20 protein-coding genes and 1 pseudogene are annotated in these 26,711 nt (G+C 46.0%); 11 read left to right on the top strand and 10 right to left on the bottom strand.

All coding sequences use genetic code 11. The features are described 5' to 3' along the window. The 3 genes and pseudogenes from NNC77_RS12410 to NNC77_RS12400 all read right to left on the bottom strand — a co-directional run. Positions 1–383, bottom strand: a pseudogene (locus NNC77_RS12410) (dehydrogenase); the annotation flags it as partial. Between the two features lie 433 nt (positions 384–816). Beyond that, positions 817–1,437, bottom strand: coding sequence for a CatA-like O-acetyltransferase, family 2 (locus tag NNC77_RS12405; RefSeq protein WP_117728752.1), 621 nt, complete (start codon positions 1,435–1,437; stop codon positions 817–819). Between the two features lie 343 nt (positions 1,438–1,780). Next, the gene (locus NNC77_RS12400; RefSeq protein WP_367398738.1) at positions 1,781–2,953 is read right to left on the bottom strand and encodes a site-specific integrase; all 1,173 of its coding nucleotides are present in this window, start codon (positions 2,951–2,953) and stop codon (positions 1,781–1,783) included. Positions 2,954–3,628: 675 nt separating this feature from the next. On the opposite strand from NNC77_RS12400, the gene NNC77_RS12395 reads away from it, so the two are divergent. The 10 genes from NNC77_RS12395 (at position 3,629) to ilvC (ending at position 17,642) form a co-directional block, all read left to right on the top strand. Next, on the top strand, positions 3,629–4,288 hold the full coding sequence (locus NNC77_RS12395; RefSeq protein WP_254971253.1) for a hypothetical protein: 660 nt from the start codon (positions 3,629–3,631) through the stop codon (positions 4,286–4,288). Positions 4,289–4,430: 142 nt separating this feature from the next. Beyond that, entirely contained in the window at positions 4,431–5,783 is a 1,353-nt protein-coding gene (ffh, locus tag NNC77_RS12390; protein WP_254971250.1) for a signal recognition particle protein, read from the top strand. Between the two features lie 29 nt (positions 5,784–5,812). After that, entirely contained in the window at positions 5,813–6,691 is an 879-nt protein-coding gene (folD, locus tag NNC77_RS12385; RefSeq protein WP_233399899.1) for a bifunctional methylenetetrahydrofolate dehydrogenase/methenyltetrahydrofolate cyclohydrolase FolD, read from the top strand. A gap of 171 nt (positions 6,692–6,862) precedes the next feature. Continuing rightward, positions 6,863–9,463, top strand: a complete 2,601-nt coding sequence (locus tag NNC77_RS12380; protein WP_254971247.1) for an alpha-L-arabinofuranosidase C-terminal domain-containing protein — start codon at positions 6,863–6,865, stop codon at positions 9,461–9,463. 238 nt (positions 9,464–9,701) lie between these two features. After that, complete coding sequence (locus tag NNC77_RS12375; protein ID WP_117728068.1) at positions 9,702–10,847, top strand: OmpA family protein; 1,146 nt, start codon at positions 9,702–9,704, stop codon at positions 10,845–10,847. Between the two features lie 382 nt (positions 10,848–11,229). Then, positions 11,230–13,032 carry a dihydroxy-acid dehydratase gene (gene ilvD / locus NNC77_RS12370; RefSeq protein WP_040552905.1) on the top strand — a complete coding sequence of 601 codons (1,803 nt, stop codon included), beginning with the start codon at positions 11,230–11,232 and terminating at the stop codon, positions 13,030–13,032. A gap of 83 nt (positions 13,033–13,115) precedes the next feature. Further along, on the top strand, positions 13,116–14,831 hold the full coding sequence (gene ilvB, locus NNC77_RS12365; protein ID WP_118152122.1) for a biosynthetic-type acetolactate synthase large subunit: 1,716 nt from the start codon (positions 13,116–13,118) through the stop codon (positions 14,829–14,831). 104 nt (positions 14,832–14,935) lie between these two features. Further along, positions 14,936–15,481, top strand: coding sequence for an acetolactate synthase small subunit (ilvN, locus tag NNC77_RS12360; RefSeq protein ID WP_117692246.1), 546 nt, complete (start codon positions 14,936–14,938; stop codon positions 15,479–15,481). A gap of 116 nt (positions 15,482–15,597) precedes the next feature. After that, positions 15,598–16,401 carry an acyl-[acyl-carrier-protein] thioesterase gene (locus tag NNC77_RS12355; protein ID WP_153073194.1) on the top strand — a complete coding sequence of 268 codons (804 nt, stop codon included), beginning with the start codon at positions 15,598–15,600 and terminating at the stop codon, positions 16,399–16,401. Between the two features lie 197 nt (positions 16,402–16,598). After that, the gene (ilvC, locus tag NNC77_RS12350; RefSeq protein ID WP_089543564.1) at positions 16,599–17,642 is read left to right on the top strand and encodes a ketol-acid reductoisomerase; all 1,044 of its coding nucleotides are present in this window, start codon (positions 16,599–16,601) and stop codon (positions 17,640–17,642) included. 142 nt (positions 17,643–17,784) lie between these two features. Here ilvC and NNC77_RS12345 read toward each other — a convergent pair whose 3' ends face one another. The 4 genes from NNC77_RS12345 to NNC77_RS12330 form a co-directional block, all read right to left on the bottom strand. Next, positions 17,785–19,680: a RecQ family ATP-dependent DNA helicase gene (locus NNC77_RS12345; protein ID WP_254971246.1), complete on the bottom strand. Its 1,896-nt coding sequence runs from the start codon at positions 19,678–19,680 to the stop codon at positions 17,785–17,787. 115 nt (positions 19,681–19,795) lie between these two features. Next, positions 19,796–21,517, bottom strand: coding sequence for a single-stranded-DNA-specific exonuclease RecJ (gene recJ / locus NNC77_RS12340; protein WP_006847382.1), 1,722 nt, complete (start codon positions 21,515–21,517; stop codon positions 19,796–19,798). A gap of 259 nt (positions 21,518–21,776) precedes the next feature. Beyond that, entirely contained in the window at positions 21,777–22,988 is a 1,212-nt protein-coding gene (locus tag NNC77_RS12335) for an aminopeptidase C (protein ID WP_022121917.1), read from the bottom strand. An 83-nt stretch (positions 22,989–23,071) separates the two neighbouring features. Continuing rightward, complete coding sequence (locus tag NNC77_RS12330; protein ID WP_254971245.1) at positions 23,072–24,478, bottom strand: aminopeptidase P family protein; 1,407 nt, start codon at positions 24,476–24,478, stop codon at positions 23,072–23,074. 208 nt (positions 24,479–24,686) lie between these two features. On the opposite strand from NNC77_RS12330, the gene NNC77_RS12325 reads away from it, so the two are divergent. After that, positions 24,687–25,529: a patatin-like phospholipase family protein gene (locus tag NNC77_RS12325; RefSeq protein ID WP_254971244.1), complete on the top strand. Its 843-nt coding sequence runs from the start codon at positions 24,687–24,689 to the stop codon at positions 25,527–25,529. 78 nt (positions 25,530–25,607) lie between these two features. Here the strand turns inward: NNC77_RS12325 and NNC77_RS12320 are convergent, their stop codons facing one another. The 3 genes from NNC77_RS12320 to NNC77_RS12310 are packed head-to-tail and all read right to left on the bottom strand — an operon-like array spanning position 25,608 to position 26,632. Then, positions 25,608–25,952, bottom strand: coding sequence for a TM2 domain-containing protein (locus NNC77_RS12320; protein ID WP_254971243.1), 345 nt, complete (start codon positions 25,950–25,952; stop codon positions 25,608–25,610). A gap of 10 nt (positions 25,953–25,962) precedes the next feature. Beyond that, positions 25,963–26,286: a DUF2752 domain-containing protein gene (locus tag NNC77_RS12315; protein WP_254971256.1), complete on the bottom strand. Its 324-nt coding sequence runs from the start codon at positions 26,284–26,286 to the stop codon at positions 25,963–25,965. A 55-nt stretch (positions 26,287–26,341) separates the two neighbouring features. Then, the gene (locus tag NNC77_RS12310) at positions 26,342–26,632 is read right to left on the bottom strand and encodes a CD225/dispanin family protein (protein WP_254971242.1); all 291 of its coding nucleotides are present in this window, start codon (positions 26,630–26,632) and stop codon (positions 26,342–26,344) included. Positions 26,633–26,711 lie beyond the last annotated feature (79 nt).

Below are 26,711 nucleotides of genomic sequence, written 5' to 3'. Positions count from 1 at the left end.
GTCATGCCGCTGATGTAATCCAATACTGCCATGATTCGCTCTTCCAGACTTTCGTTCTCGATATCGTACTGGCTGCTTACCCGGCGCAGAAGCTGCTTGGAGTAGAAACGGGACGGGTTGACGGCGGCATCGATGAATACCTCCATCAGCGTAGCCATGATCTTGTAACCCGAAAGCTCGATGTCGAGAACGGGCTTGCTGGCCTAAATCTTCTTTCTCGAAACCTGGGTGCAGGTGATGTAGGCATTGCGCTCGTGCTCCGAGATGTGGTCGATGAGGGCTCCCTCGAAGGTGCCGGCAAGAATCTCTTCCTCGTGGTCGAGGAATGCCTTTACGCATTCGTTCTCCAGTTTGCCTATTACGCAGGCTCTCTCTTCTATCACCAGCCTTCTGTTCTGGAGCAAGGCAACCTGTTCATCTACGTTTATCGGTTGTTTGTCGTAATTCATATACCCTTTATAAAAAGCGAAGTCCCACCGTGGTACGCATCGTTGAGAGGCGTGGTGGGATTTGTTGCTGCAAACAATACTCTTTTTTATTGGAAACTCCAAATATTTTCTTCAAAATCTGCTTGTCAAATATGGATTTTAACGTAAAAAGTTCTAATTTCCAAGTTTTTCTCCTTGTAAGCTATGCGAGATTTAGAAAAATATCGTATCTTTGTCCCCGAATTAAGGCGTTCTTTGCATATTGCAAAATACAGAAACGAGCAGAAGTCCGCTCGTTTCCATATTGTTACCTATATAATATAGGCAAACGCCCAACTTCTTGATTTTCAATCAAAGTCCAATTTAGAGCGAGTTAGATTTGTCATCGCTACACAAGTAATTTATTGATTTCCTGCTGCAGGCGATCCAGGAACTTTGCAGCATGTGCCCCGTCCATTTGAGTGTGGTGGAATTGGAATGAAACCGTTAGTGTCGTTCTGAAGAAACCTTTATGGTACTTGCCCCATATCATAAACGGATTGTTGAAGATACCGCTGTACATACCTACCGCACCGTCAATTTCATATTGGGCCAGTGCGGAAGTCCCTATTACCATGCTTTCTGTCAAATCGTGGTTCTCACAGCTTCGGGCTACTTCCATAGTCAATTTCAGATAATCTTCATTGAATAGCTGCAAATCATCAGAAAACGGCACATCACATGAACTGACCTCATTGTCCTTGTTCATAACAATGGTATTAACCGCAATAGCATCATATTGCATCAATTTGTCTCCGACAGGCAGCATATAAAATTCCTTGATACTGCTTGCCGCTTTGCCGATGCACCAGCACATCAGCATATTGAATTTCATACCTGACTTTTTGCTGATTTTAACAAGACGACTGACATCCAAAATCTTGAAAAACGTAACCATTGGCATCGGGGCTTTCATCCAAAGCTCAAATGCATATGCACGGGTGGTTTCTTTGGGATTTATTTCTCTCATAGTGCTTAACTTCATATTTTTATCGTTTTTATACTACAAAAATAACGTTTTATTTTGATAATTCATCCAAATCCCTTGAATATCTGCTGTATTCCGTCGTAATTTAGACAAAATCGAAATATAATCTGCAAAAATGGAACTAAGCAATTGATTTCCCAATATGGCAAGATACATATATGCGTTTATGAATATGTTCTTTTTGCCATACTCTTAAAATGACGTTACATGAAAATTACTGTTGGTAACTACTCTTTTACCTTTGCAAAGACTAATCTTAATATTTTGTAAAATCACAGCATAAAATGTTGTTTTTCAGAAATTAGATTTAACTTTGCACTCGAAATCAAAGCGTTCTTTGTATATTGCAAAGTTGTGAAAGAAAAAGAATATAGCTCGTTTCTAAATCGTTAGCAGTCACATTCTTTAAAATACTCAACTCGCTGATATTCAATAAATAAAAGAATTTACTGTGACTTGAAAGATGCCAGGACAGCGGCTTGGTGATACCACATTTCTTTCCCAGTCTTTTGAGCGAATCCATACAACTTTGGTAGTTGGGTACTGGAAACACCCTGCCGTCTTCACACAATCCACGGTATTTTTCCATAATCTGCTTGGGATAGTCAAGCAACTTGATGTTGGCTTCCGTTCCTGTCTTCTGTCGATGGATAACAATCCATTCACCTTCATCGAAAAATTCCTTGATGTTCTCTTCCTTCAAGTTGTACAGATCAATGAAAGCGAGACCTGTAAAACAACAGAACAGGAACAAGTCACGCACCATACTCATCTTCTTTCTTGTGATAGGTGTTTCCATCAACAGGTGAATCTCTTCTTTGCTCAGAAACTCTCTTGTGGTCTCTTCTTCCTTGTACTCATATCGTCTGAATGGGTCTTTTACGAGCCATTCATTATCTATGGCACGGAATACCATTGCACGGAGATTGCGGACAAACACCATCGTAGAGTTTATTTTCAAGTGCTTGTCGGTTCTGAGAAAAGTCTCGTAGTCCGTGATAAAAGGCAGCGATAACTCTTTCAGAGCAATATCCTTCACATGGTAATGCGTATGCAAGAACTCGCCCACATAGGCACACCCGATTCTATACTTCGTGTATGTACTCAAAGCCTTCATGCCAGCTTTATATTGCTTTTCCATTTCATCACGGCTTTGAGAATAGACTTTCATCAGTGTATGGCAACGATACTCCAAGCCAAGAAAGGCGTTCTTCACCTTGTCGGCAGTGACGAAGTTGTCCCTGTCCATAATCTCCTGATAATGCTTGCTGATACTCACACGCATCTTGTCCAATTTGCGGTTCACCTCCAAAGCCTGCATACTCTTACCTATCATGCGTCCGCCCTTGGTGTCCCACAAATCTGGATTGGCAGTTGTCTTGCAACTGAACTGCGCCTGTGTTCCGTCCACTGTGATACGTCCCATAACTGGAACAGTACCATCTTTCTTTACTACCTGTCTTTTGAGGTAGAAGATAATTGAAAATGTACTCTTCATAACGTCATTCTTTTTTGCGTTCAAAATTAATACATGAAGAGTCTTTTCTTGCTACGCATTTCACAGCAGAACACGGCAAATTTGGTTCGTAACCAAAAACCTTACGTTGCTCATCAGTAACTCACTATAAATCAGAGTATTCAAATTCAATTCGTAACCTTCCTCATTCTTCCGAACCTCAACATTCACCATTTGGGGTATAGGTTACGGATAGGTAACGTTCCTCTGTCTCATCTTGTCGTATTCCCGTCTTCGTCTGTCCTCGCCACTTTTAACCAAAATGAGGAAAGTAACTGATAACCAGTAAACTTTCCTCATTCTTCTCTCAAACACTTTTTATATGTACTTTCGACTTGGGAAACTATGTGTTTTGACTAAAAAGACTATATGCAAGAACTCTAAAGGCTATATGCTTTTACTTATAAAAATATTTCTTAGTGTTGAAAACACCATATCTTTCCTTTGAATGATACTATATACCTTTGAATGATACTATATAAATAGACCAACTGTTATAGACGCTTAATTTTTTTACATTACTCTTTAAATGAACTTAAACTTCTTGGGGAATTTAATGAAGTATCAGATTTAATCATTACTTTTGTATCAGATTCATATTAATAAGAAGAAGTAATTTGTCTGGTACAAAGAAAAGATATAAATCAGAGAAAAAGCATGAAGCGTATCATATTGATTTTAACAGTATTGCTTGCCATGTTAGGGCAGGTAGCCTATGCGCAGAAAACCTGTGTCATCGCATCGGCAGAAAATCATGTGCCTATTCGTGAAGCACTTATTCATACCAATAACAATCATTGGGCAAGAACAGATTATCGGGGCTATTGGACGATGCGCTATCAGTTTGATTCAGCAACCGTATCGAAACCTGGTTTTATGAAGGCAACTGTCCGGTACAAGGAACTGCCGGATACTCTGTTTCTCTTGCCGGATGCCAAACAATTAGGCGAAGTGACAGTTTGGGGCAAGAATCAGGAAGGCATCAAAAACATGGAAGAGGATATTCAGGAGAAGATAAACTCTTTGCCAACTTCATCTGCTGGCATTGGTTTTGATGCTTTCGGATGGATGGATAAACAGGGAAAACGTGATAAGAAGCATCTGCAACAGGCTAAAAAGGTATTTGAAAAAATGGAACATAAGGATCCTGTGGTAGCTGCTTATGAAAAAGCAACGGGGAAAAAGTATGAATTGACTAATCCGTATGATGTCTCGGCTTTTAAGAAAGATCCTCCTTCTGAAATGGCTACAGAAGAGAAAAAAGCAACTTCTGATGCTGAATCAAAATCGAAAAAGAAGGAGAATCTTGAAAAATAAGCACAAGAGAAAACTGAAGAAATGAACTCGGGAAAGGCAGAGCGACAGCTATTTTAGCCGACGGGATAAAAAAAAGCATAAACAAGTTGGCTTTCTCGAAAAAAAGTCGTATCTTTGTAGCCAAAAATATAAAGAAAGAAAAATGTTTGAAAATTTAAGTGATAGACTGGAACGCTCGTTCAAAATCTTGAAGGGCGAGGGAAAAATTACAGAAATCAACGTGGCGGAAACCATGAAGGATGTGCGCCGTGCACTCCTCGACGCCGACGTAAACTATAAAGTGGCTAAGGAATTCACCAACAAGGTGAAGGAGAAAGCACTCGGCATGAATGTACTTACTGCAGTAAAGCCGGGACAGTTGATGATCAAGTTGGTGCACGATGAACTGGAAGAACTCATGGGCGGCGAAGAAGCCCCATTGAAGCTCGAAAGTCATCCGGCCGTCATCCTCATGAGCGGTCTGCAGGGTTCGGGTAAGACTACCTTCAGTGGCAAGCTTGCCAACATGCTCAAGACCAAGAAAGGCAAGAAGCCATTGCTCGTGGCCTGCGACGTTTACCGTCCGGCAGCTATCCAGCAGCTCCATGTAGTGGGTGAGCAGGTGGGTGTTCCGGTATACAGCGAGCCTGAGAACAAGGATGTGCTCAGTATCGCCGACCATGCCATCCAGCAGGCTAAGACTAACGGCAACGATGTGGTAATCGTCGATACAGCCGGACGTCTCGCCATTGATGAGCAGATGATGAACGAGATCAGCAATCTCAAGAATCATCTCCGTCCAGACGAAACCCTCTTCGTGGTTGACTCCATGACCGGTCAGGATGCCGTAAACACAGCCAAGGAATTCAACGACCGCCTCGACTTCAACGGCGTTGTTCTCACCAAGCTCGACGGTGATACCCGCGGTGGTGCAGCCCTCAGTATCCGTACCGTGGTAACCAAGCCAATCAAGTTTATCGGTACCGGCGAGAAGATGGAGGCCATTGACGTGTTCCACCCAGCCCGTATGGCAGACCGAATCCTCGGCATGGGTGACGTGGTATCTCTCGTAGAGCGCGCACAGGAGCAGTTCGACCTGGAAGAGGCTAAGAAACTGGAGAAGAAAATCAGAAAGAACCAGTTCGACTTCAACGATTTCTACAACCAAATTCAGCAGATCAAGAAGATGGGTAACATCAAGGATCTGGCAGCGATGATTCCGGGCGTGGGCAAGGCTATCCGCGACGTAGACATCCCAGAGGATGCATTCAAGGGCGTAGAGGCCATCATCCAGAGTATGACTCCTAAGGAGCGCACCAACCCAGCCATCCTCAATACATCACGCCGCCAGCGCATCGCCAAGGGTTCGGGCACCAACATCCAGGAGGTGAACAAACTCATCAAGCAGTTTGACCAGACCCGCAAGATGATGCAGATGATGACCGGCAACAAGATGGCGCAGATGATGAGCCGCATGAAGGGTATGCCAGGCATGCCTAAGATGCCGGGAATGTAAGAAAAGTATAAACGTTAAACTAAAGAAAAATGCAGCTTATAGACGGAAAGGCGACGGCAGCCGCCATCAAGGAACAGATAGCCCGGGAAGTGGCACAGATTGTAGCCGCCGGTGGCAAGCAGCCACACCTGGCAGCCGTGCTCGTAGGGCACGACGGAGGCAGTGAAACCTATGTGAAGAACAAGGTGCTGGCCTGCGAGAAGTGTGGATTCAAGTCGACCCTCATCCGTTATGAGGAGGATGTTACCGAAGAAGAGCTCCTGCAGTGTGTAGACAAGCTGAACCGGGATGATGATGTTGACGGATTCATCGTTCAGCTTCCTCTGCCTAAGCACATCGATGAGCAGAAGGTGACCATGGCAATAGATTACCGCAAGGATGTAGACGGATTCCACCCGGTAAACGTGGGCAGAATGGCGCTCGGCATGCCTTGTTTCATCTCTGCCACTCCGCTCGGTATCCTCACCCTGCTGCAGCATTACAATATTGAGACCAGTGGCAAGAAATGCGTCATTCTGGGCCGAAGTAACATCGTAGGCAAGCCGATGGCTCAGCTGATGATGCAGAAGCAGTATGGCGATGCCACTGTCACCGTATGCCACTCCCATTCCAAGGATTTGAAGAAGGAGTGTCAGGAGGCAGATATCATCATCGCAGCCATAGGCCGTCCTGATTTCGTGACAGCCGATATGGTGAAGCCGGGAGCCGTAGTCATTGATGTGGGTACCACCCGCGTGCCTGATGCTACGAAGAAGAGCGGTTTTCGCCTAAACGGTGATGTGAAATTCGACGAGGTGGCAGAGAAGTGTTCCTTCATCACTCCTGTTCCGGGAGGCGTTGGTCCGATGACCATCTGTTCGCTGATGAAGAATACGCTGGCTGCCGGCAAGAAGGAATATTACAGCTAGAAAGAAGATAATTATTTCAGAAAGAAGCAGTGCTTAAGTCACTGCATACTTGATTTTTTATAACTCTCTAATTTGTGGGGCAGGGTGCAGGGATGCACTCTGCCTTTTTATCAAGCCGAGAGAAAGAGTGTAAAACAGACACAAATAATATTAATCTAAAAATATAGAAACATGGTAAAACTAAAGTACGTATTTACGTCGGCGCTGCTCGTGGCAGCTGCCAGTGCCAGTCAGGCTGTCAGCAGACAGCAGATGCAGAAGCAAGTAGACAAGGATGCCCCTGCATACACCATACAGGGCAAGGACTCCATCTGTCAGATATTCATCTATTCGCCAGCACCCAACCAGGGGTTGCATCTGGCTTATTTCACCGACGATGAGCGTTGGGTGGATGTAGGACAGCTCTGCGCCAGCGACTACGGTCCGTGGGGAGCTGAAAAGAAGATGTATAACCCCTTCGTGGTAAAAGCCAACGACGGCACATGGCGCGCACTCTGGAGCGTGAACCAGCATGCACCGCAGTTTGCCGTAGCCTATTCAGAAGACCTCATCACCTGGCGCCCGCAGGATTATCCCATCATCCGCGAAAAAGGCGTGAAGGATGTGGCTGCCTATCAGATGGATGACGGCAACTTCGACATCTATCTCAAGACATCCAAGGGCAAGCGATACGTACAGGCAAGCAACGATTTCCGTACCTTCAAGGAAGATACGCTGGAAGCTTCTGCCGACGAGATACTCTGGCAGCGCGACACCGCAACCATTGGCGGAAAACTCTTCCATGGCTGCGATTTCGAGGTGCCGGCAGTGCATCTCAACTACATCCGTTCCTGGTTCCACGCCCTCTCTGAAGAGGCAAAACTCAACGCCCAGCCGATGCCGAAGACCGATGCCGACCTCGCAGCTTATGCCAAGGTAAACCACATCGACCTGCCGGAAGATTCGGAAATCCCTGCCAACCTCAGTATCAATCCGCAGAAATCCCACCGCATCTCCAATAAGCTGATGGGTATCTTCTTCGAAGACATCAGCCGCGCTGCCGACGGAGGACTCTCTGCAGAAATGTTGCAGAACGGCGACTTTGAGTATAACAAGGAAGACCACCGCCACCAGTGGAATGCCACCACGGCATGGGTGGGGGTAGAGAAAGAGGGCATCGCCACCGAAAACGGGGTGAGCCAGAACAATGCCCATTATGCCGTTCTGGGCGCTACACCTATTTATAATATAGGTTGGGACGGCATCGCCATCCGTCGCGGAGCTGCCGTTGAGGGCAAGGAGGGCAAGCATCAGCCAGCCATCTACGAGGTGAGCCTGCATGCCCGCTGCATCGATGCCAAGAAGAAAGACCTCACCCTGGCGCTCGTAAACCAGGAGGGATTGCCTGTATGCCAGACCAAGATCAAGGTGCAGGGCGCAGACTGGAAGGAATATAAGGCGCAGCTCATCGTGACCGATAAATATGAGGGCGAACTCGCCAGCGAAGCCACCACCAAGGAGGGCAAACTGGGCAAGAACATCCGGTTTGCCATTTTGCCTAAGGGCGAGCAGAAAGTGGCGGTAGATTTGGTAAGTCTCAAACCACAAGATACTTACAAGGGTCATGGACTGCGTAAAGACCTTGCCGAGGCCATTGCCGACCTGAAGCCTCGCTTCGTGCGCTTCCCGGGCGGCTGCATGCTCCACGGTCAGGGGCTCAAGAACATTTACCACTGGAAGGAGAGTGTGGGGCCGCAGAAAGATCGCAAGCCAGCCTATAACATCTGGGGATACCATCAGACCCGCCAGCTGGGTTTCTATGAGTATTTCCAGTGGTGCGAGGATATGGGAGCCGAGCCGCTGCCTGTATTGGCGGCAGGTGTTCCTTGTCAGAACTCTGTGGCAGATGAGCGCGGAGTGGCTGGTCAGCAGGGCGGAATCCCGATGAGCGAGATGCCGCAGTATATTCAGGACGTGCTAGACCTGGTAGAATGGGCGAATGGCGATCCTGCCACCTCTAAGTGGGCTAAGATGAGAGCCGATGCGGGTCATCCGGCTCCGTTCAACCTCAAGATGATAGGCATCGGCAACGAAGACCTCATCTCTACCGATTTCGAGCAGCGCTACCTGATGATCTGCAAGGCAGTGAAGCAGAAGTATCCTCAGATAGAGGTGGTGGGTACCGTAGGTCCGTTCCACTTCCCGTCTTCCGATTATATTGAGGGTTGGAAGATTGCCCGCGAAAACAAGCGCTGGATTGATGCCGTAGACGAGCATTATTATGAGCAGCCGGGCTGGTTCCTGAACCATCAGGATTATTACGACCATTACGACCGCAAGGCTCCTAAGGTTTATCTGGGCGAATATGCATCTCGCGGTACCAATGCGGTAGACAATGCGCTGGCTGAGGGCATCCACCTCTGCAATGTGGAGCGCAACGGCGATGTGGTAGAAATGACATCCTATGCTCCTCTCTTGTGTAAGGACGGATACAGCAACTGGCAGCCGGACATGATTTACTTTGATAATAATAATGTACGCGTGAGCGAGAGCTACAAGATTCAGAAGATGTTCGGTCAGCATGCCGGTGACCTCTACATCTCATCCGTGCTCAGTCTGCCGGATGCGCTGAAGAAATATGTGGGCACCAGTGTGGTGAAGGATTCTAAATCGGGCAAAACCTGGCTTAAAGTGGTGAATGCCTTGCCTCGCACGCTGAAACTCTCGGTTTCTGGCTTGGGCAACAAGCAGGTAACCATCGCAGGCAGAAGCGCTCAGGTTTTCGAACTTTAGCTTTCTTCAGAAGATGTTTTCTGATAGAAACGGATAGAACCAATAATGGCTCAGATTATTCATTTTGAGTAAAATAGAATGGAGAAATAGGATATTAAAATGTTCTTTTTCTCCATTTTTTATGTTTTACAGCATAAAATATGGCCAAAAATTTGGTAGTTAATAATTTTTTTTATTATTTTGCACCCTGAAAATGAAGTTTTAAGTAATTTATATAAAATCAAATTTTAGAGAGAAAATGAAAAAGTTAGTATTAATGTTTGCTGCTGCCGTAATGGCAGTATCTGCATCTGCTCAGACTACACAGGAGAGCAAGTTCTTTGACAATTGGTATCTTGGTGTAAACGTTGGAGCTGCTACAAAGACTACTCACAATGCATGGTTCAAGAACGTAAATCCTTCAGTAGGTGTACGTCTCGGAAAGTGGTTTACTCCAGTTTGGGGTGCTGCTGTAGAGGCTGACCTCTATGCTCGTAACCGCAACCTGCCTTTTACACATAAGACTTTGGTTCGTGGTGCAAGCGGTAAGTTCATCGGTACTATCAATGCAACAAACCTCTTCTTGGGTTACAAGGGTGAGCCACGTAAATTCGAAATCATCCCATTGGCAGGCATCGGTGGTTACCACTCTTTCAACCTTCATAATGGCAACCTCAATGCCCTCACAGCTAACGCAGGTGTTGACTTCGCATTCAACCTTGGCGCAAACAAGGCTTGGCAGGTATATGTAGAGCCATCTATGAATTGGTTCCTTCACGACAACAAGAGTGCTTGCAATGGTTGCCAGTTTGATGTTAACAAGTCTGCTTTCCAGGTTAAGGTGGGTGTTAACTACAAGTTCAAGGGTTCTAACAACTCTCACAACTTCACTATCGTAACTCCACGCGACCAGAACGAGATTGATGGTTTGAATGGTCAGATCAACAACCTCCGCAACGACTTGAATAGCAAGGATTCTGAACTCGCAGCTAAGGACAAGCAGATCAAGGATCTCCAGAATGCGCTCAATGAGTGCCAGAAGGCTCCTAAGTATGTAAAGCCAGCTACTGCTACCAATTTGCAGCCAACAGTATTGTTTACTGTAGGTAAGTCAAAAGTAGAGCGTAGCCAGATGCCAAACATCGAGATGATTGCTCAGTATATGAAGAATCATCCAAATGCTAAGGTTGAAATTAAGGGTTATGCATCTCCAGAGGGTTCTAAGGAACTTAACCAGAAACTTTCTGAGGCTCGTGCCAATGCTGTAAAGAACATTCTCGTTAAGACTTACAAGATTAGCGCAAATCGTCTTCAGGCTAAGGGTATGGGTGCTACTGACAAGCTCTTCAAGCAGGTTGAGTTCAACCGTGTTGCTACATTCAATGATAACAATGCAGCTGAATAAAGAAATAAGTAGTTTCAGATATTTGGTCTTGTGACCAGGTCCTCCTAAACTTCGGTTTAGGAGGATTTTTTTTCTTCTTATCTTTCTTACATGTCTGGCCGCCTCGCTTTATACTTTTTCGTCAGGTAATCTTAATAAGATAAGAGTTCAGTGTGGTTAATAAGCTCTTTCTTGTTTTTTTGCACAAAATCAGCAGAAATGAGTATCTATCGTGATAAATTGTAAGCATTTTATTTGTTTTTCTAACAAAAAAACGAAGTTTTCTGAAATTTTATACGAAATTAGTTGGCTATTACATAAATTCTCTGTATCTTTGCAGGCAAATTATAACAAATGGGCTCGAAAGAGCCCTTTTAAGCAAGGAAATAAAAGAAAAAAAGATATGAAACATCCATTAAGAAGTAGCGTCTGCACTGAAGGCAGAAGAATGGCAGGTGCCCGAGCACTCTGGGTAGCTGCAGGTATGAAACACGAGCAGTTTGGTAAACCAATCATTGCTATCGTGAACAGCTTTACTCAGTTTGTGCCAGGTCATACCCATCTTCATGAAATCGGTCAGATCGTCAAGAAGGAAATCGAAGCTATGGGGTGCTACGCAGCCGAATTCAATACCATCGCCGTTGACGACGGTATCGCAATGGGACACGACGGAATGCTCTATTCCCTCCCAAGCCGTGACATCATTGCCGACTCTGTAGAATACATGGTCAATGCTCACAAGGCCGACGCCATGATCTGCATCTCAAACTGCGACAAGGTAACCCCAGGTATGCTCATGGCATCTATGCGACTGAACATTCCTACCGTGTTCTGCTCAGGTGGACCTATGGAAGCCGGACGCTGGAAGGGTGAGAACGCCGACTTGATTACAGCTATGATTAAGGGTGCTGATACAAGCGTTTCTGACGAGGAGATGACGCAGATTGAGCAGTGCGCCTGCCCAGGTTGCGGTAGCTGCTCAGGTATGTTTACCGCCAACTCAATGAACTCACTCACCGAGGCCATCGGTCTGAGTTTGCCAGGCAACGGAACCATTCTTGCTACCCACAAGAACCGCATCCAGCTCTTCAAAGATGCTGCACGCCAGATAGTTAAGAACGCTTATGCATATTATGAGGACGGCGACGAGAGCGTATTGCCACGCAATATAGCTACCCGCGACGCATTCCTCAACGCCATGACCCTGGACATCGCCATGGGCGGAAGCACCAACACCGTGCTCCACTTGCTGGCAGTAGCTCAGGAAGCTGGCGCAGACTTCAAGATGGAAGACATCGACCAGTTGAGCCGCAAGGTGCCTTGCCTCTGCAAGTTGAGCCCTAACACCCAGAAATACAGTGTACAGGAGTGCAACCGTGCAGGTGGTATCCTCGGTATCCTGAACGAGCTGAACAAGGGCGGTCTGATCAACGGCGCCGTAAAGCGTGTTGACGGCAAAACACTCGATGAGCAGATGAAGAAATACGACATTACCGGCACAGAGATTGATGCCGAGGCTGACAGAATCTACCATTCAGCACCGGGCAGAAAGTTCTCTACCCAGATGGGTAGTCAGGATGCTCAGTGGGAGAGTCTCGACACCGACCGCGCCGAGGGTTGTATCCGCGACCTCGAGCATGCCTACACCAAGGATGGCGGACTGGCAGTGCTCTTCGGCAACATCGCCCAGAACGGTTGCGTAGTAAAGACAGCCGGCGTAGACCCAGTGCTCTGGCATTTTGAGGGTCCAGCCGTATGCTTTGATTCTCAGGAAGATGCATGCGAAGGCATCCTCGGCGGAAAGGTTAACTCAGGCGACTGCGTAGTCATCACCCACGAGGGTCCGAAGGGTGGCCCTGGCATGCAGGAGATGCTCTACCCAACCTCTTACATCAAGAGCCGTCACCTGGGCAAGGAATGTGCCCTCATCACCGACGGCCGCTTCTCAGGCGGTACATCAGGCTTGAGCATCGGTCACATCAGCCCTGAGGCTGCAGCAGGTGGTAACATCGGCAAGATTAAGGATGGCGATATCATCGTCATTGATATCCCTAGCCGCTCCATCAATGTGAAGCTCTCTGACGAGGAACTCGCAGCACGTCCACAGCAGCCGCTGAAGCGCAACCGCGTGGTTAGCAAGGCACTGCGCGCTTATGCCCAGAGCGTAAGTTCGGCAGATAAGGGCGGTGTGAGAATCATCGACTAGTCTTCGAGAGTCTTTGAAAAGACAGTTTTTAGAGTCTTTGAGAAAAGAAAAGTTTTTGAATTATTCAGAATAATAACATATAAATGGCAAAAGAAGTAATAACAGGAGCCGAAGCACTGATGCGCTCCCTGAAAAACGAGGATGTTAAAACTATCTTCGGATATCCGGGCGGCAGCATCATGCCAGTGTTTGATGCACTGTACGGTTACACGAGAGGTGAAAAGAAGATGTTTGACCACATATTGGTACGTCACGAGCAGGCTGCTGCTCACGCTGCACAGGGTTATGCCCGAGTCAGCGGCGAAGTGGGCGTCGCTCTTGTCACTAGTGGTCCTGGAGCTACTAATACATTGACCGGCATCGCTGATGCCATGATGGATTCTACACCAATCGTAGTCATCGCCGGACAGGTAGGCGTAGGTGCCCTGGGTACCGATGCTTTCCAGGAGGTAGACCTCGTGGGTGTTACCCAGCCAATCTCCAAGTGGTCTTACCAGATACGCCGTGCCGAGGATGTGGCATGGGCTGTGAGCCGTGCTTTCTACATCGCCCGCAGCGGACGCCCGGGACCTGTGGTGCTCGACTTTACAAAGAATGCGCAGGTGGCTACATGCGAGTGGGAACCAGTGAAATGTGAGAAGGTTACATCTTACAACCCTTATCCTACGATAGATGAAAAGGCGGTGGCTGAAGCTGCCGAACTCATCAACAATGCCAAGAAACCATTCGCCCTCGTGGGTCATGGAGTAGAGCTTGGCGGTGCACATAATGAACTCATCGAATTCCTCGAGAAGGCAGATATCCCTGCCGGCAGAACCCTGCTCGGCCTTTCTGCCCTGCCTAGCAACCACCCGCTCAACATGGGTATGCTCGGCATGCACGGTTCTTATGCTACCAACATGAAGACCCAGGAGTGTGATGTGCTCATCGCCATCGGTATGCGTTTCAGCGACCGTATCACAGGCGTGCCTTCTAAGTATGCTCCTCAGGCAAAGATTATCCACCTGGACATTGACAAGGCTGAGATTGATAAGGTTATCAAGACCGATGTGGCTGTTGTGGGCGACTGCAAGCAGAGTCTGCCAGCCATTACCCGTCTGCTGAACAAGAATGTTCACCGCGAGTGGAGAGATTCCTTCGAGGAATACCGCCAGCAGGAACAGGAAAAGGTAATAGAGAAGGATATCCACCCTACAGAGGGACCGCTGCTCATGGGCGAGGTGACCAACGTGGTAACGGAAGCTACTCATAATGAGGCTGTTCTCGTAAACGACGTAGGTCAGAACCAGATGATCAGTAGCCGCTACTTCAAGTTTACCAAGAAGCTGAGCATCGTAACCAGTGGTGGCTTCGGAACCATGGGCTTCGGCCTTCCAGCAGCCATCGGTGCCACCTTCGGAGCTCCCGACCGCACCATCTGCTGTTTCTTCGGCGACGGCGGTTTCCAGATGAACATCCAGGAACTAGGCACCATCATGGAGCAGCAGGCACCGGTAAAGATGATTCTGCTGAACAACAACTATCTGGGCAACGTTCGCCAGTGGCAAGACCTGATGTTCGGCGGCCGTCACTCCTTCACCCACATGATGAATCCTCATTATGCAGAGATTGCCAAGGCCTACGGCATACCATACGATGTGGTAATAGACCGCAAGGACCTTCAGGCTAAGGTGGAGAAGATGATCAGCACCAAGGGTCCTTACCTGTTGGAGTGCGCCATCAAGGAGAATGAAGACATCGTTCCGATGACGCTGCCGGGCAAGAGTGTAGATGAGATGCAACTCGAGTTGAATTATTAAAAGCTTTCGGCTATATATAATAAGGTGTAAATTCCTTCATGAGGGAGCATCCTCCGAAAAGGAAAAACTCCGAAAAGTAACCGATTATTTTAAAATTTGGAAAAATGGAGAATAACAACGAAAAGAAATTATATACATTGCTTGTTTACTCAGAAAACATTGCCGGTATCCTGAATCAGATTACTGCCGTGTTTACTCGCAGACAGGTAAATATCGAGAGCTTGAATGTTTCGGCCAGCAGTATCAAGAATATACACAAGTATACCATCACGGTTTGGAGTGATGAAGAGCAGATTGAGAAAATCAACAAGGCAATAGAGAAGAAGATTGACGTGGTGAAGAGCGATTACTACTCTGACGACCAGATCTTCATCCATGAAGTGGCTCTCTTCAAGATTTCCACTCCGGTATTGCTCGAAAATCCAGAGGTTTCGCGCACCATCCGCAAGCATGATGCCCGCATGATGGAGGTGAATCCTACTTACAGCACCGTGCTCCTGGCAGGACTTACCGAAGACATCGCCGATCTCTTCCAGCAGCTCAACAGCTACAACTGCCTCCTTCAGTATACCCGAAGCGGCAGAATCGCTGTTACGAGAAGTTTTGACGAACCCATCTCTGATTATCTCAAGCAGAATTCAGAAGATTAGATTTCTTTCATATTTTGATGCCCTTTGTTCCCCTGGCTTCAAACTAGTGGAGCAGGGGGCTTTTTCGGTTTAAAACAACAAGACAAACAACAAGATAAAAGGACGAGACAGATATTATGGAACAGAAAATATTAGATAAGGTAGGGCGTTACGAATTCCTATCTGAGCCTTTCCACTGCGATTTCAGCAGCCACCTCTTTATGGGGCATCTCGGAAATCATCTGCTCAATGCTGCCGATTTTCACAGCAACGACCGCGGGTTCGGTATGAACTACCTCATGCCCCGACACAAGACATGGGTTCTCAGCCGACTGGCCATTGAGATGACAGAGATGCCGAAGTCTTACGACCGCTTTGTGGTAGAAACCTGGTGCGAGAGTGCCATGAAATATTTCACATCCCGAGATTTCAAAATCTGCGGCAAGACATCATCATCAGAAGAAGCCAAGGTTTACGGTTACGGCAAGAGCGTGTGGGCAATGATTGATACGGAGACCCGACAGCCTGTTGATATTTTTGAAATTCACGACGGACTCATCAAAGAATATATTGATTCGGAAAAACCTTGTCCTATCCAGGCAAGTTCGAGAGTGAAAATGGGCAAGGATGCCAAGCTGGTGAGAACCATTGACACCTATTATCATGATGTAGATGTTAACGGGCACATCAACTCGGTGAAATACATCGAACATATCCTCGACCTCTTTGATCTGGATTATTACAAAAATCACTTTTTGCAAAGATTTGAGATAGCTTATGTAGCAGAAAGTCACCAGGGAGACCAACTTCATTTCTATTTGGAAGAAACAAGTGAGGCAGAAAAAATGCAAGAATACTGCATAAAGATAACAAAAACCGGCAAAAATGACGTAAATGAGGTGGAAGTTGTAAGAAGTAAGGCTAAATTTATTAAAAATTGAAAGAAAAATTTGGTGGTTTCATTTTATTTGCTTACCTTTGCACTCAGAAAATAAGAATAAACCCAGAGCCGCCTTCTTGGATAGGGGGTGGACGGATCAAACAGGCTCTCTTTGGATAAGAATACAGCTCGCATCCGTATGGACAAGTATAACCCGCGGCTCCACAAACGGCAAGCCGCACAAAAAAAATAAAAATTATGGCAGAAATGAATTTCGGTGGCGTAATGGAAACTGTTGTCACCAGTCATGAATTTTCATTGGAGAAAGCACGTGAAGTATTGAAGAACGAAACTATCGCAGTTATCGGTTATGGTATCCAGGGTCCTGGTCAGGCTTGTAACCTTCGCGATAATGGTTTCAACGTCATCGTCGGACAGCGTCAGGGTAAGACCTACGAGAAGTGTCTGAAGGATGGTTGGGTTCCTGGTAAGACTCTGTTCTCTATCGAGGAAGCTGCTGAAAAAGGTACTATCATCTGTATGTTGCTTTCTGATGCCGGTCAGATTGCATGCTGGCCAAAGATTAAGCCACACCTCACAGCAGGTAAGACTTTGTATTATTCACATGGTTTCGCTATCAACTGGAGCGACCGCACAGGCGTTGTTCCACCAAAGGATATTGATGTAATCATGGTTGCTCCTAAGGGTTCTGGTACTTCTCTCCGCACTATGTTCTGCGAGGGTCGTGGTTTGAACTGCTCTTACGCTGTATACCAGGATGCATCTGGCAAGGCAGAGGAGAAGACTATTGCCTTCGGTATCGGTATCGGTGCCGGTTATTTGTTCAAGACAACATTCCAGCGTGAGGCTACTTCTGACCTCACAGGTGAGCGTGGCTCATTGATGGGTGCAATTGAGGGATTGTTGGAGGCACAGTATGACGTGCTCCGCGAGAATGGTCACTCACCATCTGAGGCTTTCAACGAGACTGTTGAGGAGCTCACACAGAGCCTTGGCCCTCTCTTCGGTGCTAAGGGTATGGATTGGATGTATGCTAACTGTTCAACAACAGCTCAGCGTGGTGCTCTTGACTGGGCTCCTCGTTTCCGTGAGGCTATCAAGCCTGTAATGGAGTGGTTGTACTACTCTGTAAAGACTGGTAACGAGGCTCAGATTTCTATCGACAAGAACTCTCAGGCTGATTACCGCGAGAAGTTGAACGCTGAACTCGAGGCTATGCGCAACAAGGAAATGTGGCAGGCTGGTGTTACAGTTCGTAAACTTCGCCCTGAGAATAACTAATTTTTTTCTCGTACATAATGTTGAAAAGGGAATGGCCCGAGAGGTGTCGTTCCCTTTTTTCTGTTTATAAGGGGCTTTAGTGATTTCATATGGGAGCGGGCTCATAAAGTATAACTTATGATACACCTTTCTGCTATTTCATTTATGGGTCATGAACGATTTTGTCTCCCTCGACATAAAACATATTCTCTGCAACCATTTCTTCAAGAACTGCAGCCATATCTTCTGAATCATATTTCAGTTGGTTTAGTTCTGTAATGTCATGTGGCTTTCCGTCTTTCAGCAAGTCTAGAATTTCTGATATAATAGTTTGCTTCTGGGGTATTTTGTGGTCTATGCAGACATCACATATCCCGCAATCGTCCTTCATTTTCGTTTTTTCGCCAAAATAACTCAGAAGCTGGCGCGAACGGCAGATGGTGTCGTTCTTGGCATAATTGATGATACTCTTGATGTGGGCAGTAAACTGTTTCTTGCGTACTTCCCATACCTCCTCAGGGATGATAACTCTGAAACCATCTTCCCTAGGACGCGTGTAGCTGATATAAGGTGTCTTGCGGCGGGGAATGAAGTCGATGATGTGGCGGGCACTCAGATTTTTCAGAATCATGTATACCTGCTGACGGTTTAGTTCGCTTACACGCTCTATCAGCGACTCATCAATGTAAACATAGTCGGTAAACAGACCGCCGTAATTACGCAGAAGCCCCGTAATAACAGACTCTTCCTTCTCCGAAACATTCTCTAGCAGATAGAGATCATTTCGGCTGATGTTAAATCTGATTCTTGCTTTTCCGTCAGGATTGTCCTCGTAGTGGATATAGCCTGAGCGCTCCAGAATGCGCAGAGCCGAGTCTACGCGAGTAGGGAAGTACTTGTAGGTGAAGCAGAACTTCTCTATCTCGAACATGAAAGTCTGTCCCATTCCGCTTCCAACTGCCACCTGGAAAAAGTAAGCAAGATGCTCGTATACGTCTTTGATGAATTCTTTGTCTGGGAAGGTTTCGTCTATGCGTTTCATGAGTTTGTTTTCATCACTCTGGTTGTAGAGCAGCACAGCATAAGCCTTTTCGCCGTCTCTTCCGCCTCTACCCGCCTCTTGAAAATAGGCTTCCAGTGAGTCTGGACAATCTATATGAATTACCATTCTCACATCTGACTTGTCTATTCCCATGCCGAAAGCATTGGTTGCTACCATTACCCTTATCTCGTCATTTTGCCAGTTTTTCTGTCGGATATCCTTCACGTCGGAATCCAGTCCGGCATGGTAAAATGTAGCAGAAATACCTTGTTTGTTCAGAAGTTCTGCCATCTCCTTGGTTCGTTTTCGGCTTCTCGCATAAATGATTGCCGAGCCTTGGGTACACTGCAGGATATGAACCATTTCGGTCAACTTGTCGTTGGTGGTGCGCACCACATAGGCAAGATTCTTGCGGGCAAAACTCATTTTAAATACGTTTTGCTTCTTGAAGTGAAGTTGGTTCTGGATATCTTCTACTACATCGGGAGTGGCCGTAGCTGTAAGAGCAAGGACTGGTACACCGGGCTTCATATCTCTTATTTTTGCAATTTCGAGATAAGACGGGCGGAAATCGTAACCCCACTGGCTGATGCAGTGAGCTTCATCTACCGTGATGAAACTCACCGGAATGTGGCGCAGTTTAGTTTGGAACAATTCTGAAGAAAGACGTTCTGGTGAAACATACAGAAACTTGATTTCACCGAAAATACAATTTTCCAATATTCGGAGAATCTCTTGGCGCGACAATCCTGTGTAGATGGCTTCAGCCAGGATGTTGCGGGCCTTGAGATGCTGAACCTGATCCTTCATCAGCGCAATGAGTGGAGTTACCACAATGCAGACGCCCTTTTGGGCAAGGGCTGGAACCTGGAAGGTGATGGATTTACCGCCACCTGTAGGCATAAGACCGAGGGTATCCTCACCTCGGGCTATACTCTCGATGATGTCTCGTTGTATGCCGCGAAAGTCAGGATACCCCCAATATGTACGTAGTATTTCTTGATATTTATCTGCCATTTTTTGAAACTTTTGCCCTTGCAGATTTCGATGCTTTTGCGTCCTGACGGATTTGCTCTACAAATCCGTGTAATCCGAGTAATCAGTGCCTAATCCATGCATAGGGCTAAGTACCTCATCCTTCGTTTGGACGGATGTCTTCTATCTGAAGTTGAACTTGGTTTTTCTTAAAAATATTCTCTTCTATGGTAAAGGCTATGTCGAAACTTCGCTTACTCTTGATGTAGCGGGCAGCTGCACTCTGACCGAAAGCGATGCCGTTTAAGACCGTGCTCGATTTTGAGTCTACCAGTTCCAACTTGATGTGTTCCTGTTCTCTGCCCACCACCTTGCTGGTACCATAATCATATACCCGGTTGGTGCAGAAAATAGGTTTCTGGTTACATGGACCGAAAGGAGAGAAGCGCTTCAAGTCGGCCTGCAGATGCTTGGTAATGTCTTTAAAGTCAATTTCAGCATCTATGTTGAGCATCGGTTCTGTCTGTTGAGGCGAAATATGCTCTTCTACATAATGCTGGAACCTGTCTCTGAACTCTCTAACCTTATCCCACTTCAAGGTAAGTCCGGCAGCATAGGTATGACCACCGAAATTGAGCAGGAGGTCGCGGCAACTCTTGATAGCTGAGTAGATGTCAAATCCCGTTACGCTACGTGCTGAACCTGTAGCCATATCACCATCCCGGGTCAGAACAATGGTAGGGCGGAAGTAGATTTCGGTGAGTCGGGAAGCAACAATGCCAATGACTCCCTTTTTCCAACCTTCATCATAGAGTACGATGCTGGAGTTGTGTTTCATGCTTTCCAGACGCGATACGATGCCGTTGGCTTCTTCAGTCATCTGCTTGTCTATATCTTTGCGCTGCTCATTGTACTCATTGATATGTCTGGCCATGCGCAGGGCTGAGGAATAGTCTCTTTCTACCAGCAGATCTACGCTCAGCTTGCCGTTCTCCATTCTGCCTGAAGCATTGATGCGGGGACCAATCTTGAACACAATATCGCTCATAGAGAGCTCGCGTCCGTTCAGTCCGCAGATGTCGATGATGGATTTCAGACCGATACTTGGGTTGGTATTCAGCAACTTAAGACCATGGAAGGCGAGTATTCTGTTCTCATCTACCACCGGCACAATGTCGGCAGCAATACTCACGGCGCAGAAGTCGAGCAGAGGAATGAGCCTGGAGAACGGAATGTTGTTGTTCTTGGCAAAAGCCTGCATAAACTTGAATCCTACACCGCATCCGCAGAGATGCTTGAATGGGAATGGATCGTCAGGACGCTTCGGATTGAGTATGGCCACAGCAGGTGGCATCACATCGTCAGGAACGTGATGGTCGCAGATGATGAAGTCTATTCCCAGACTCTTGGCATATTCTATCTCCTGAATAGCCTTGATTCCGCAGTCTAGAATAATAATAAGTTTTACACCAGTCTGATGGGCAAAATCTATTCCTTTCTTACTCACTCCGTAACCTTCGTCGTAGCGGTCGGGAATGTAGTAGTCGATGTTTGAATAGAATTGCTGCAAGAATTTGTACACCAGGGCAACGGCGGTGCATCCGTCTACGTCATAGTCTCCGTAAACAAGGATACGTTCCTTTCTACCCATAGCATCGTTCAGGCGGTCTACGGCAATATCCATGTCTTTCATCAGGAATGGATTGATGAGATCTGAGAGTTGTGGACGGAAGAACCGTTTGGCTGCAGACTCTGTCGTAATCTCGCGCTTGATGAGCAAATGGGCAAGAACTGGGCTCATATTTAGCTTGGCGCCTAATTCTTCAGCTGCTTTTTGCTGTTCAGGTGTTGGTGATTCGTAATTCCATTTAAAATGCATTTTAATTATTTTTTATTTCTGCCCCCAAAGTTACGAAAATAAAATGACAAAAGGAAATGTTTAGGGAGGAATTTTATTAAATTACCTAGAAATAAGTAAAAATAAGACTTGTTGGCAACCCAAAATAAGTGAATAAGAGATTTTCTTGGCAACAAAAAAGGCAGCAAACTCATCGGTTTGCTGCCCCTTGAATATTTTTGTTTAGGAGAATGTCCATAGAAAACCTATAGACTATAAACTTTTAACTATTAAAACTCTCCTAGATTCCGAGCTTCTTGCGGATGTCCTTAGGAAGGGCGTTCTTGTTAACCATGAAGTCCATAGTCTTGTAAGCTACGAAAGCCTTGGTCATGTACCAGGTTCCCTTGTAGTCACCATACTCGCCCCAAGAGTTCTTAACCATGTAGTACTCCTTGCCGTTCTGATCCTTAGCGATACCGTAGATGTGCATACCGTGGTCATCAGTTGTCTCCCAATTGTCGAATGCTTCCTGACGCATAGCCTGTGTAGGAACAATCTCAGGAGCATTTACGCCGAGAGAATCAAACTTCTCCTTCTTCTCGTCCTTAGAGAGCTTGAACCAATGGTCAGCATCTGTACCGGCCATAGAGCGAACCTTCTTTACGTCGTAAGCGATACCGAGACCCTTGCGAGTGAAACCATCTTCTGTTACGTCACCGCCCCAAGCTACTGTGTAACCGTTGTTTACAGCGTTGTCGATGATCTTGCAGATGTCTTCCATAGGAACGTTGTAACTCAAAGGCCAGCGCCAGTTATCCTGTACCTCAACAGCAAACTTGCTCCACATTGGGTGGTGGGTGTAGCTGGTAATGGTTACATAATCATCAAGATTCAAACCGAGGCTCTGGCAGAAGCTCTGTGGAGTATACTGCTTGCCCTCGTATGTAAACTTCTCAGGAGCCTTACCGATGTAAGAGTCGATAATGCCCTGAAGACCGCTCTTCCAGGCTGGAGAAAGCTTCTTAGCTGTGCTCTTTGCTACTGCCTCTACGTATGGAGTCATTACATTGAAGAACTCACCGAAGTTAGCCAAAGAGTCACCTGTCAATGAACCTGGTGCAGGCATGGCAGACTCAGGTACAATACCATAGTGCTGCAAAGCATAGAGTACATCGTAGGCGCTACCACCCTCAGAGAAGCTCACGTCGCCGTGCATTCTTACTGCCACTGTGGCGCGGTCCATATAAGTCTTGTTGGCTACGAACATTTCGCTGAGGTCGTAGGTCTTGCCTGTCTTCTTCAAGATTTCGCTCTCGAAGTAGCTGAGGGTAGAGTAAGCCCAGCACGTACCACTGCGGTTCTGGTCCTTGATGCTAGTGATAGGATTCTGCTTTACTACAGTAAATACAGGTTTGTTCTTTGCTACTTCTGCAGAGTCTGCAGCTTTCTTCGCATTTGCTCCTGTGGCTACCAAAGCCATCAAGGCTGCAACAATCATAGTTTTCTTCATGAATTCTTTTCTCTTTATATTAATGTTCTTGTTATATCTTCTCTCTGATTCCTTTTTCTGAAATGATTTCTCTTTCAGGAATTTTATTCCTTGTTGGCTGCCATGAACTCCTCAACATCTTTTGGATGATAAGGTATGCGGTCTTTGCCCAGGAATCTGCAACCATCTTTGGTGATGAGTACATCGTCCTCAATTCGGATACCACCGAAATCTTTATAGGTCTCAATCTTGTCGAAGTTGAGGAATTCTGCACAGTGACCGGATGTCTTCCAGCCCTCGATGAGGGCAGGGATGAAGTAAACTCCCGGCTCGTCGGTTACCACGAAACCTTCCTGCAGACGGCGACCCATACGCAGGCAGTTGGTACCGAATTGCTCCAGATTAGGGCGTACCTCTTCGTCGAAACCAACGTTAATCTGGTCGAGGTTCTCCATGTCGTGAACATCCATTCCCATCATGTGGCCCAAACCATGAGGCAGGAACATGGCGTGTGCTCCAGCCTTTACAGCCTCTTCTGTATCACCCTTTGCAAGTCCGAGTTCCTTCATGCGGTCGAAGAGCAGGCGGCAAACAGAGAAGTGTACGTCTGCCCATTTTACGCCTGGCTTGGCTACATCCAGTGCATGGTCGTGGCATTCTTCTACAATAGAGTAGATTTCCAACTGGCGCTGGCTGAACTTTCCGCTCACCGGCATGGTGCGGGTGTTGTCTGAACAGTAGTTGTTCATAGTTTCTGCACCTGCATCACAGAGTGCCAGTCTGCCTTCTTCCAGTACATTCATAGATGGATAACCATGCTGAATTTCTCCGTGCTGACTGAAGATAGTTGGGAAACTGACCATGGCTCCGTAAGAGTGGGCAATGCCACTTACCTGACCTGCAACATATTTTTCTGTCACACCCGGACGTACGAGCTTCATCGCTGTGGTATGCATCTTGTATCCGATGACAGCAGCACGCTCTAATTCCTCGATTTCTTCCTGGGTCTTAGTTGAACGCATCTTCACAACAGCCTTGATGAGGTCCATGCTGGCCTCTTCTTTCTGCTGGTTAGGATGGATACCCAGAAGGTCGAATATCTGCAGTTTGATGTCGTAGCGGTAAGGTGGCAGGAAATGAATCTTGCGCTTCTTCGACATGGCGTCGTTGCAGATAGTCTTGAGCGTTTTCATAGGTGCTGAGTTGTGAACGCCTACCTGTGCTGCAAGATCATGAACACTGTCAACGCTTCCGTACCATACGATGTCTACGAGGTCGATGTCGTCGCCAATCAGGGTTTCAATATCGTTGTCTATATCTATCACACCTACCAGACCGTCGCGCTGCAATCCGAAATAATAGAGGAATGTCGAGTCCTGACGGAAAGGGTAATATCCGTTATTAGGGAAATTACATGGTGAATTGTTGTTTCCGAAAAGTATAATTACGCCGCTTTTCACAAGCTTCTTCAGCTCCTGTCTGCGGCTGATGTAAGTCTCTTTGCTGAACATATTTTTAGTATTTTACATTATTTTGCTTGCAAAGTTAGCAATTATTTCCCAAAAAATACGTATCTTTGCAAGCAAAATTGAATAAAACGCGTAAATTTATAAATAATTAATATAAAAACGGCTTTTTGCTAGACAAAATGTAAGAAAATTGTCTATGCTGCGAGCAAAATATAATTATTTTCAGAATTTTAAAAGCAGAGAGTGTGTTATGAAATTGAATTTGAAAACAACAGGTTTGGTTCTTGAGGGAGGAGGCATGCGAGGGGTCTTCACCAGTGGGGTACTGGATGCCTTCATGAAGTATGATGTGTACTTTCCTTATACGGTGGCGGTATCGGCTGGAGCCTGCAATGGCATGTCGTATGTGAGCCGTCAGCCTCGCCGTGCCCGAATTTCAAACATCGATTATTTGGCGCGTTATCAGTATATAGGTATCCGACACCTTGTAACCCAGGGATGCATTTTCGATCGTGAGTTGCTATATGATAAGTTTCCGAATCAGTTGCTTCCTTATGATTTCGACACCTATTTTAAATATGCCGATGGGTTCGAGATGGTTACCACCAATTGTCTGACGGGATTGCCTATGTATCTTTCGGAGAACCACGACCGCCAGCGTGCCATCGACATCGTGCGTGCTTCAAGCAGCCTGCCTTATGTGAGCAAGATAGTGAATGTTGATGGCATCCCGATGCTGGATGGTGGTATAGCCGATAGCATTCCTGTGCAGCGTGCCTTTGATAGGGGTTTTGAGCATAATGTGGTTATCCTGACACGTAACAAGGGGTGGCGAGATACGGGTAAGGATAGAAAGCTACCTTATTTATATAAGAACTATCCGCGTCTGCGAGTGGCGTTGAGCCGTCGCCATAAGGCTTACAATGAGCAGATTCAGCTGGTCGATGACTTGGAAGCTGCGGGTAAGATTACCTGCATTCGACCGATACGTCCGATGGAGGTGGGACGCATAGAGAAAGATACCGCCAAGTTGGAGCGGCTCTATGAAGAGGGGTTCTTGCTGGGTGAAGCTTTCTGCAAAAAATACCTGTAAAATGAACTATAATAATAAAAATGAATATAGCTTGCTCTTTCTCTGGAATTCCAGACAACGAGCAAGCTATATTTCAATTTATGCTGGTGCCCCGTAAATTTCTGTTATTTGCAGCAGATTCTTTCGTTTGGTGGCATCCATGATTAGAAATAGATCAATGAGCCACCAAATGCCACAACCTCCACATGTTAGCAATTTGATGATACCTAATCCCACATCACCAATGTAAATTCTGTCGATTCCCCATGATCCAACTATGATTGACAATATGATTGAAATCGTTGGGTCTTTGGCTTGTGCTAAAATAATACTAGCTGTATTGTAATCCATAGACCGTAATTTTTCCCTTACAGTAAAGGTGGAATCAATAGGCAACTTGTTTCCATATATCGCAATAAGTTGTTCTACTTGTTGTTGTTCCATACATTAAGTTTTATATGTTTAATATGTTTCTGACTATAAACCAAATGAAAAATGTTGTTACATATATTCCTATAGCTATGTTGCTCTCAAATATATTTTTCATCTTTGTCTTTGTTTTGCAGTCAGGCAAATAATATGATATCACTACTAATATAAAATATGGTAATGCATATAGTAAATAATAGTTATATTGGTATGCTTTAGCTAAATGTCCTTGCAGTGCAGCATGAATAAACCTTTGTATGCCACAAGCGGGACAATTTAATCCTGTTAAAATCTTGATAGGGCACTTTGGCCAAAACCAATACTCTGAAGGGTTGTATTTGTATAGCAAAGGCAGACCAATGATAACGATTATTAATAGAGTGTATTTATTGATGTATTTCAATTTACAATTGAGATGCTATTGCTGCACCATAAAAGATGACATAAATCACTTGGATAACGAGACCAACAACAATGCCGATAATACTCCATTTCTTGGCATCTTGTGCCATCAGAGCAGCGGCTTCGTATTGCTTTGTTAGGTAAAGACCATTAACTTTACTAGCCTTAATGATACCAACTATACCTAATGGTAAGCAGCAGCATACGGTGCAAGCAATTGCCAAAACCATATTGTTGTCTGGTTTAGGTGGCATAGGTGTAGAAACTTGTTGTTCTAAATTGTTTTGTTCCATAATTCTAACTGATAGACCATTTATTAGTTATTTTCTTATGGTACAGTCTGGTCTTTTTCGCTGCGCCTAAGAACTTTAT

It is taken from the genome of Segatella copri, from assembly GCF_024330485.1.
GTDB lineage: Bacteria > Bacteroidota > Bacteroidia > Bacteroidales > Bacteroidaceae > Prevotella > Prevotella copri_L.
This window is presented reverse-complemented; position numbering and strand designations above follow the sequence as displayed.

Bases quoted from the DNA above. Each gene is read 5' to 3' on its own strand.
- NNC77_RS12405 (WP_117728752.1), bottom strand. From the start codon at position 1,437: ATGAGAGAAATAAATCCCAAAGAAACCACCCGTGCATATGCATTTGAG.
- NNC77_RS12400 (WP_367398738.1), bottom strand. From the start codon at position 2,953: ATGAAGAGTACATTTTCAATTATCTTCTACCTCAAAAGACAGGTAGTA.
- NNC77_RS12395 (WP_254971253.1), top strand. From the start codon at position 3,629: ATGAAGCGTATCATATTGATTTTAACAGTATTGCTTGCCATGTTAGGG.
- ffh (WP_254971250.1), top strand. From the start codon at position 4,431: ATGTTTGAAAATTTAAGTGATAGACTGGAACGCTCGTTCAAAATCTTG.
- folD (WP_233399899.1), top strand. From the start codon at position 5,813: ATGCAGCTTATAGACGGAAAGGCGACGGCAGCCGCCATCAAGGAACAG.
- NNC77_RS12380 (WP_254971247.1), top strand. From the start codon at position 6,863: ATGGTAAAACTAAAGTACGTATTTACGTCGGCGCTGCTCGTGGCAGCT.
- NNC77_RS12375 (WP_117728068.1), top strand. From the start codon at position 9,702: ATGAAAAAGTTAGTATTAATGTTTGCTGCTGCCGTAATGGCAGTATCT.
- ilvD (WP_040552905.1), top strand. From the start codon at position 11,230: ATGAAACATCCATTAAGAAGTAGCGTCTGCACTGAAGGCAGAAGAATG.
- ilvB (WP_118152122.1), top strand. From the start codon at position 13,116: ATGGCAAAAGAAGTAATAACAGGAGCCGAAGCACTGATGCGCTCCCTG.
- ilvN (WP_117692246.1), top strand. From the start codon at position 14,936: ATGGAGAATAACAACGAAAAGAAATTATATACATTGCTTGTTTACTCA.
- NNC77_RS12355 (WP_153073194.1), top strand. From the start codon at position 15,598: ATGGAACAGAAAATATTAGATAAGGTAGGGCGTTACGAATTCCTATCT.
- ilvC (WP_089543564.1), top strand. From the start codon at position 16,599: ATGGCAGAAATGAATTTCGGTGGCGTAATGGAAACTGTTGTCACCAGT.
- NNC77_RS12345 (WP_254971246.1), bottom strand. From the start codon at position 19,680: ATGGCAGATAAATATCAAGAAATACTACGTACATATTGGGGGTATCCT.
- recJ (WP_006847382.1), bottom strand. From the start codon at position 21,517: ATGCATTTTAAATGGAATTACGAATCACCAACACCTGAACAGCAAAAA.
- NNC77_RS12335 (WP_022121917.1), bottom strand. From the start codon at position 22,988: ATGAAGAAAACTATGATTGTTGCAGCCTTGATGGCTTTGGTAGCCACA.
- NNC77_RS12330 (WP_254971245.1), bottom strand. From the start codon at position 24,478: ATGTTCAGCAAAGAGACTTACATCAGCCGCAGACAGGAGCTGAAGAAG.
- NNC77_RS12325 (WP_254971244.1), top strand. From the start codon at position 24,687: ATGAAATTGAATTTGAAAACAACAGGTTTGGTTCTTGAGGGAGGAGGC.
- NNC77_RS12320 (WP_254971243.1), bottom strand. From the start codon at position 25,952: ATGGAACAACAACAAGTAGAACAACTTATTGCGATATATGGAAACAAG.
- NNC77_RS12310 (WP_254971242.1), bottom strand. From the start codon at position 26,632: ATGGAACAAAACAATTTAGAACAACAAGTTTCTACACCTATGCCACCT.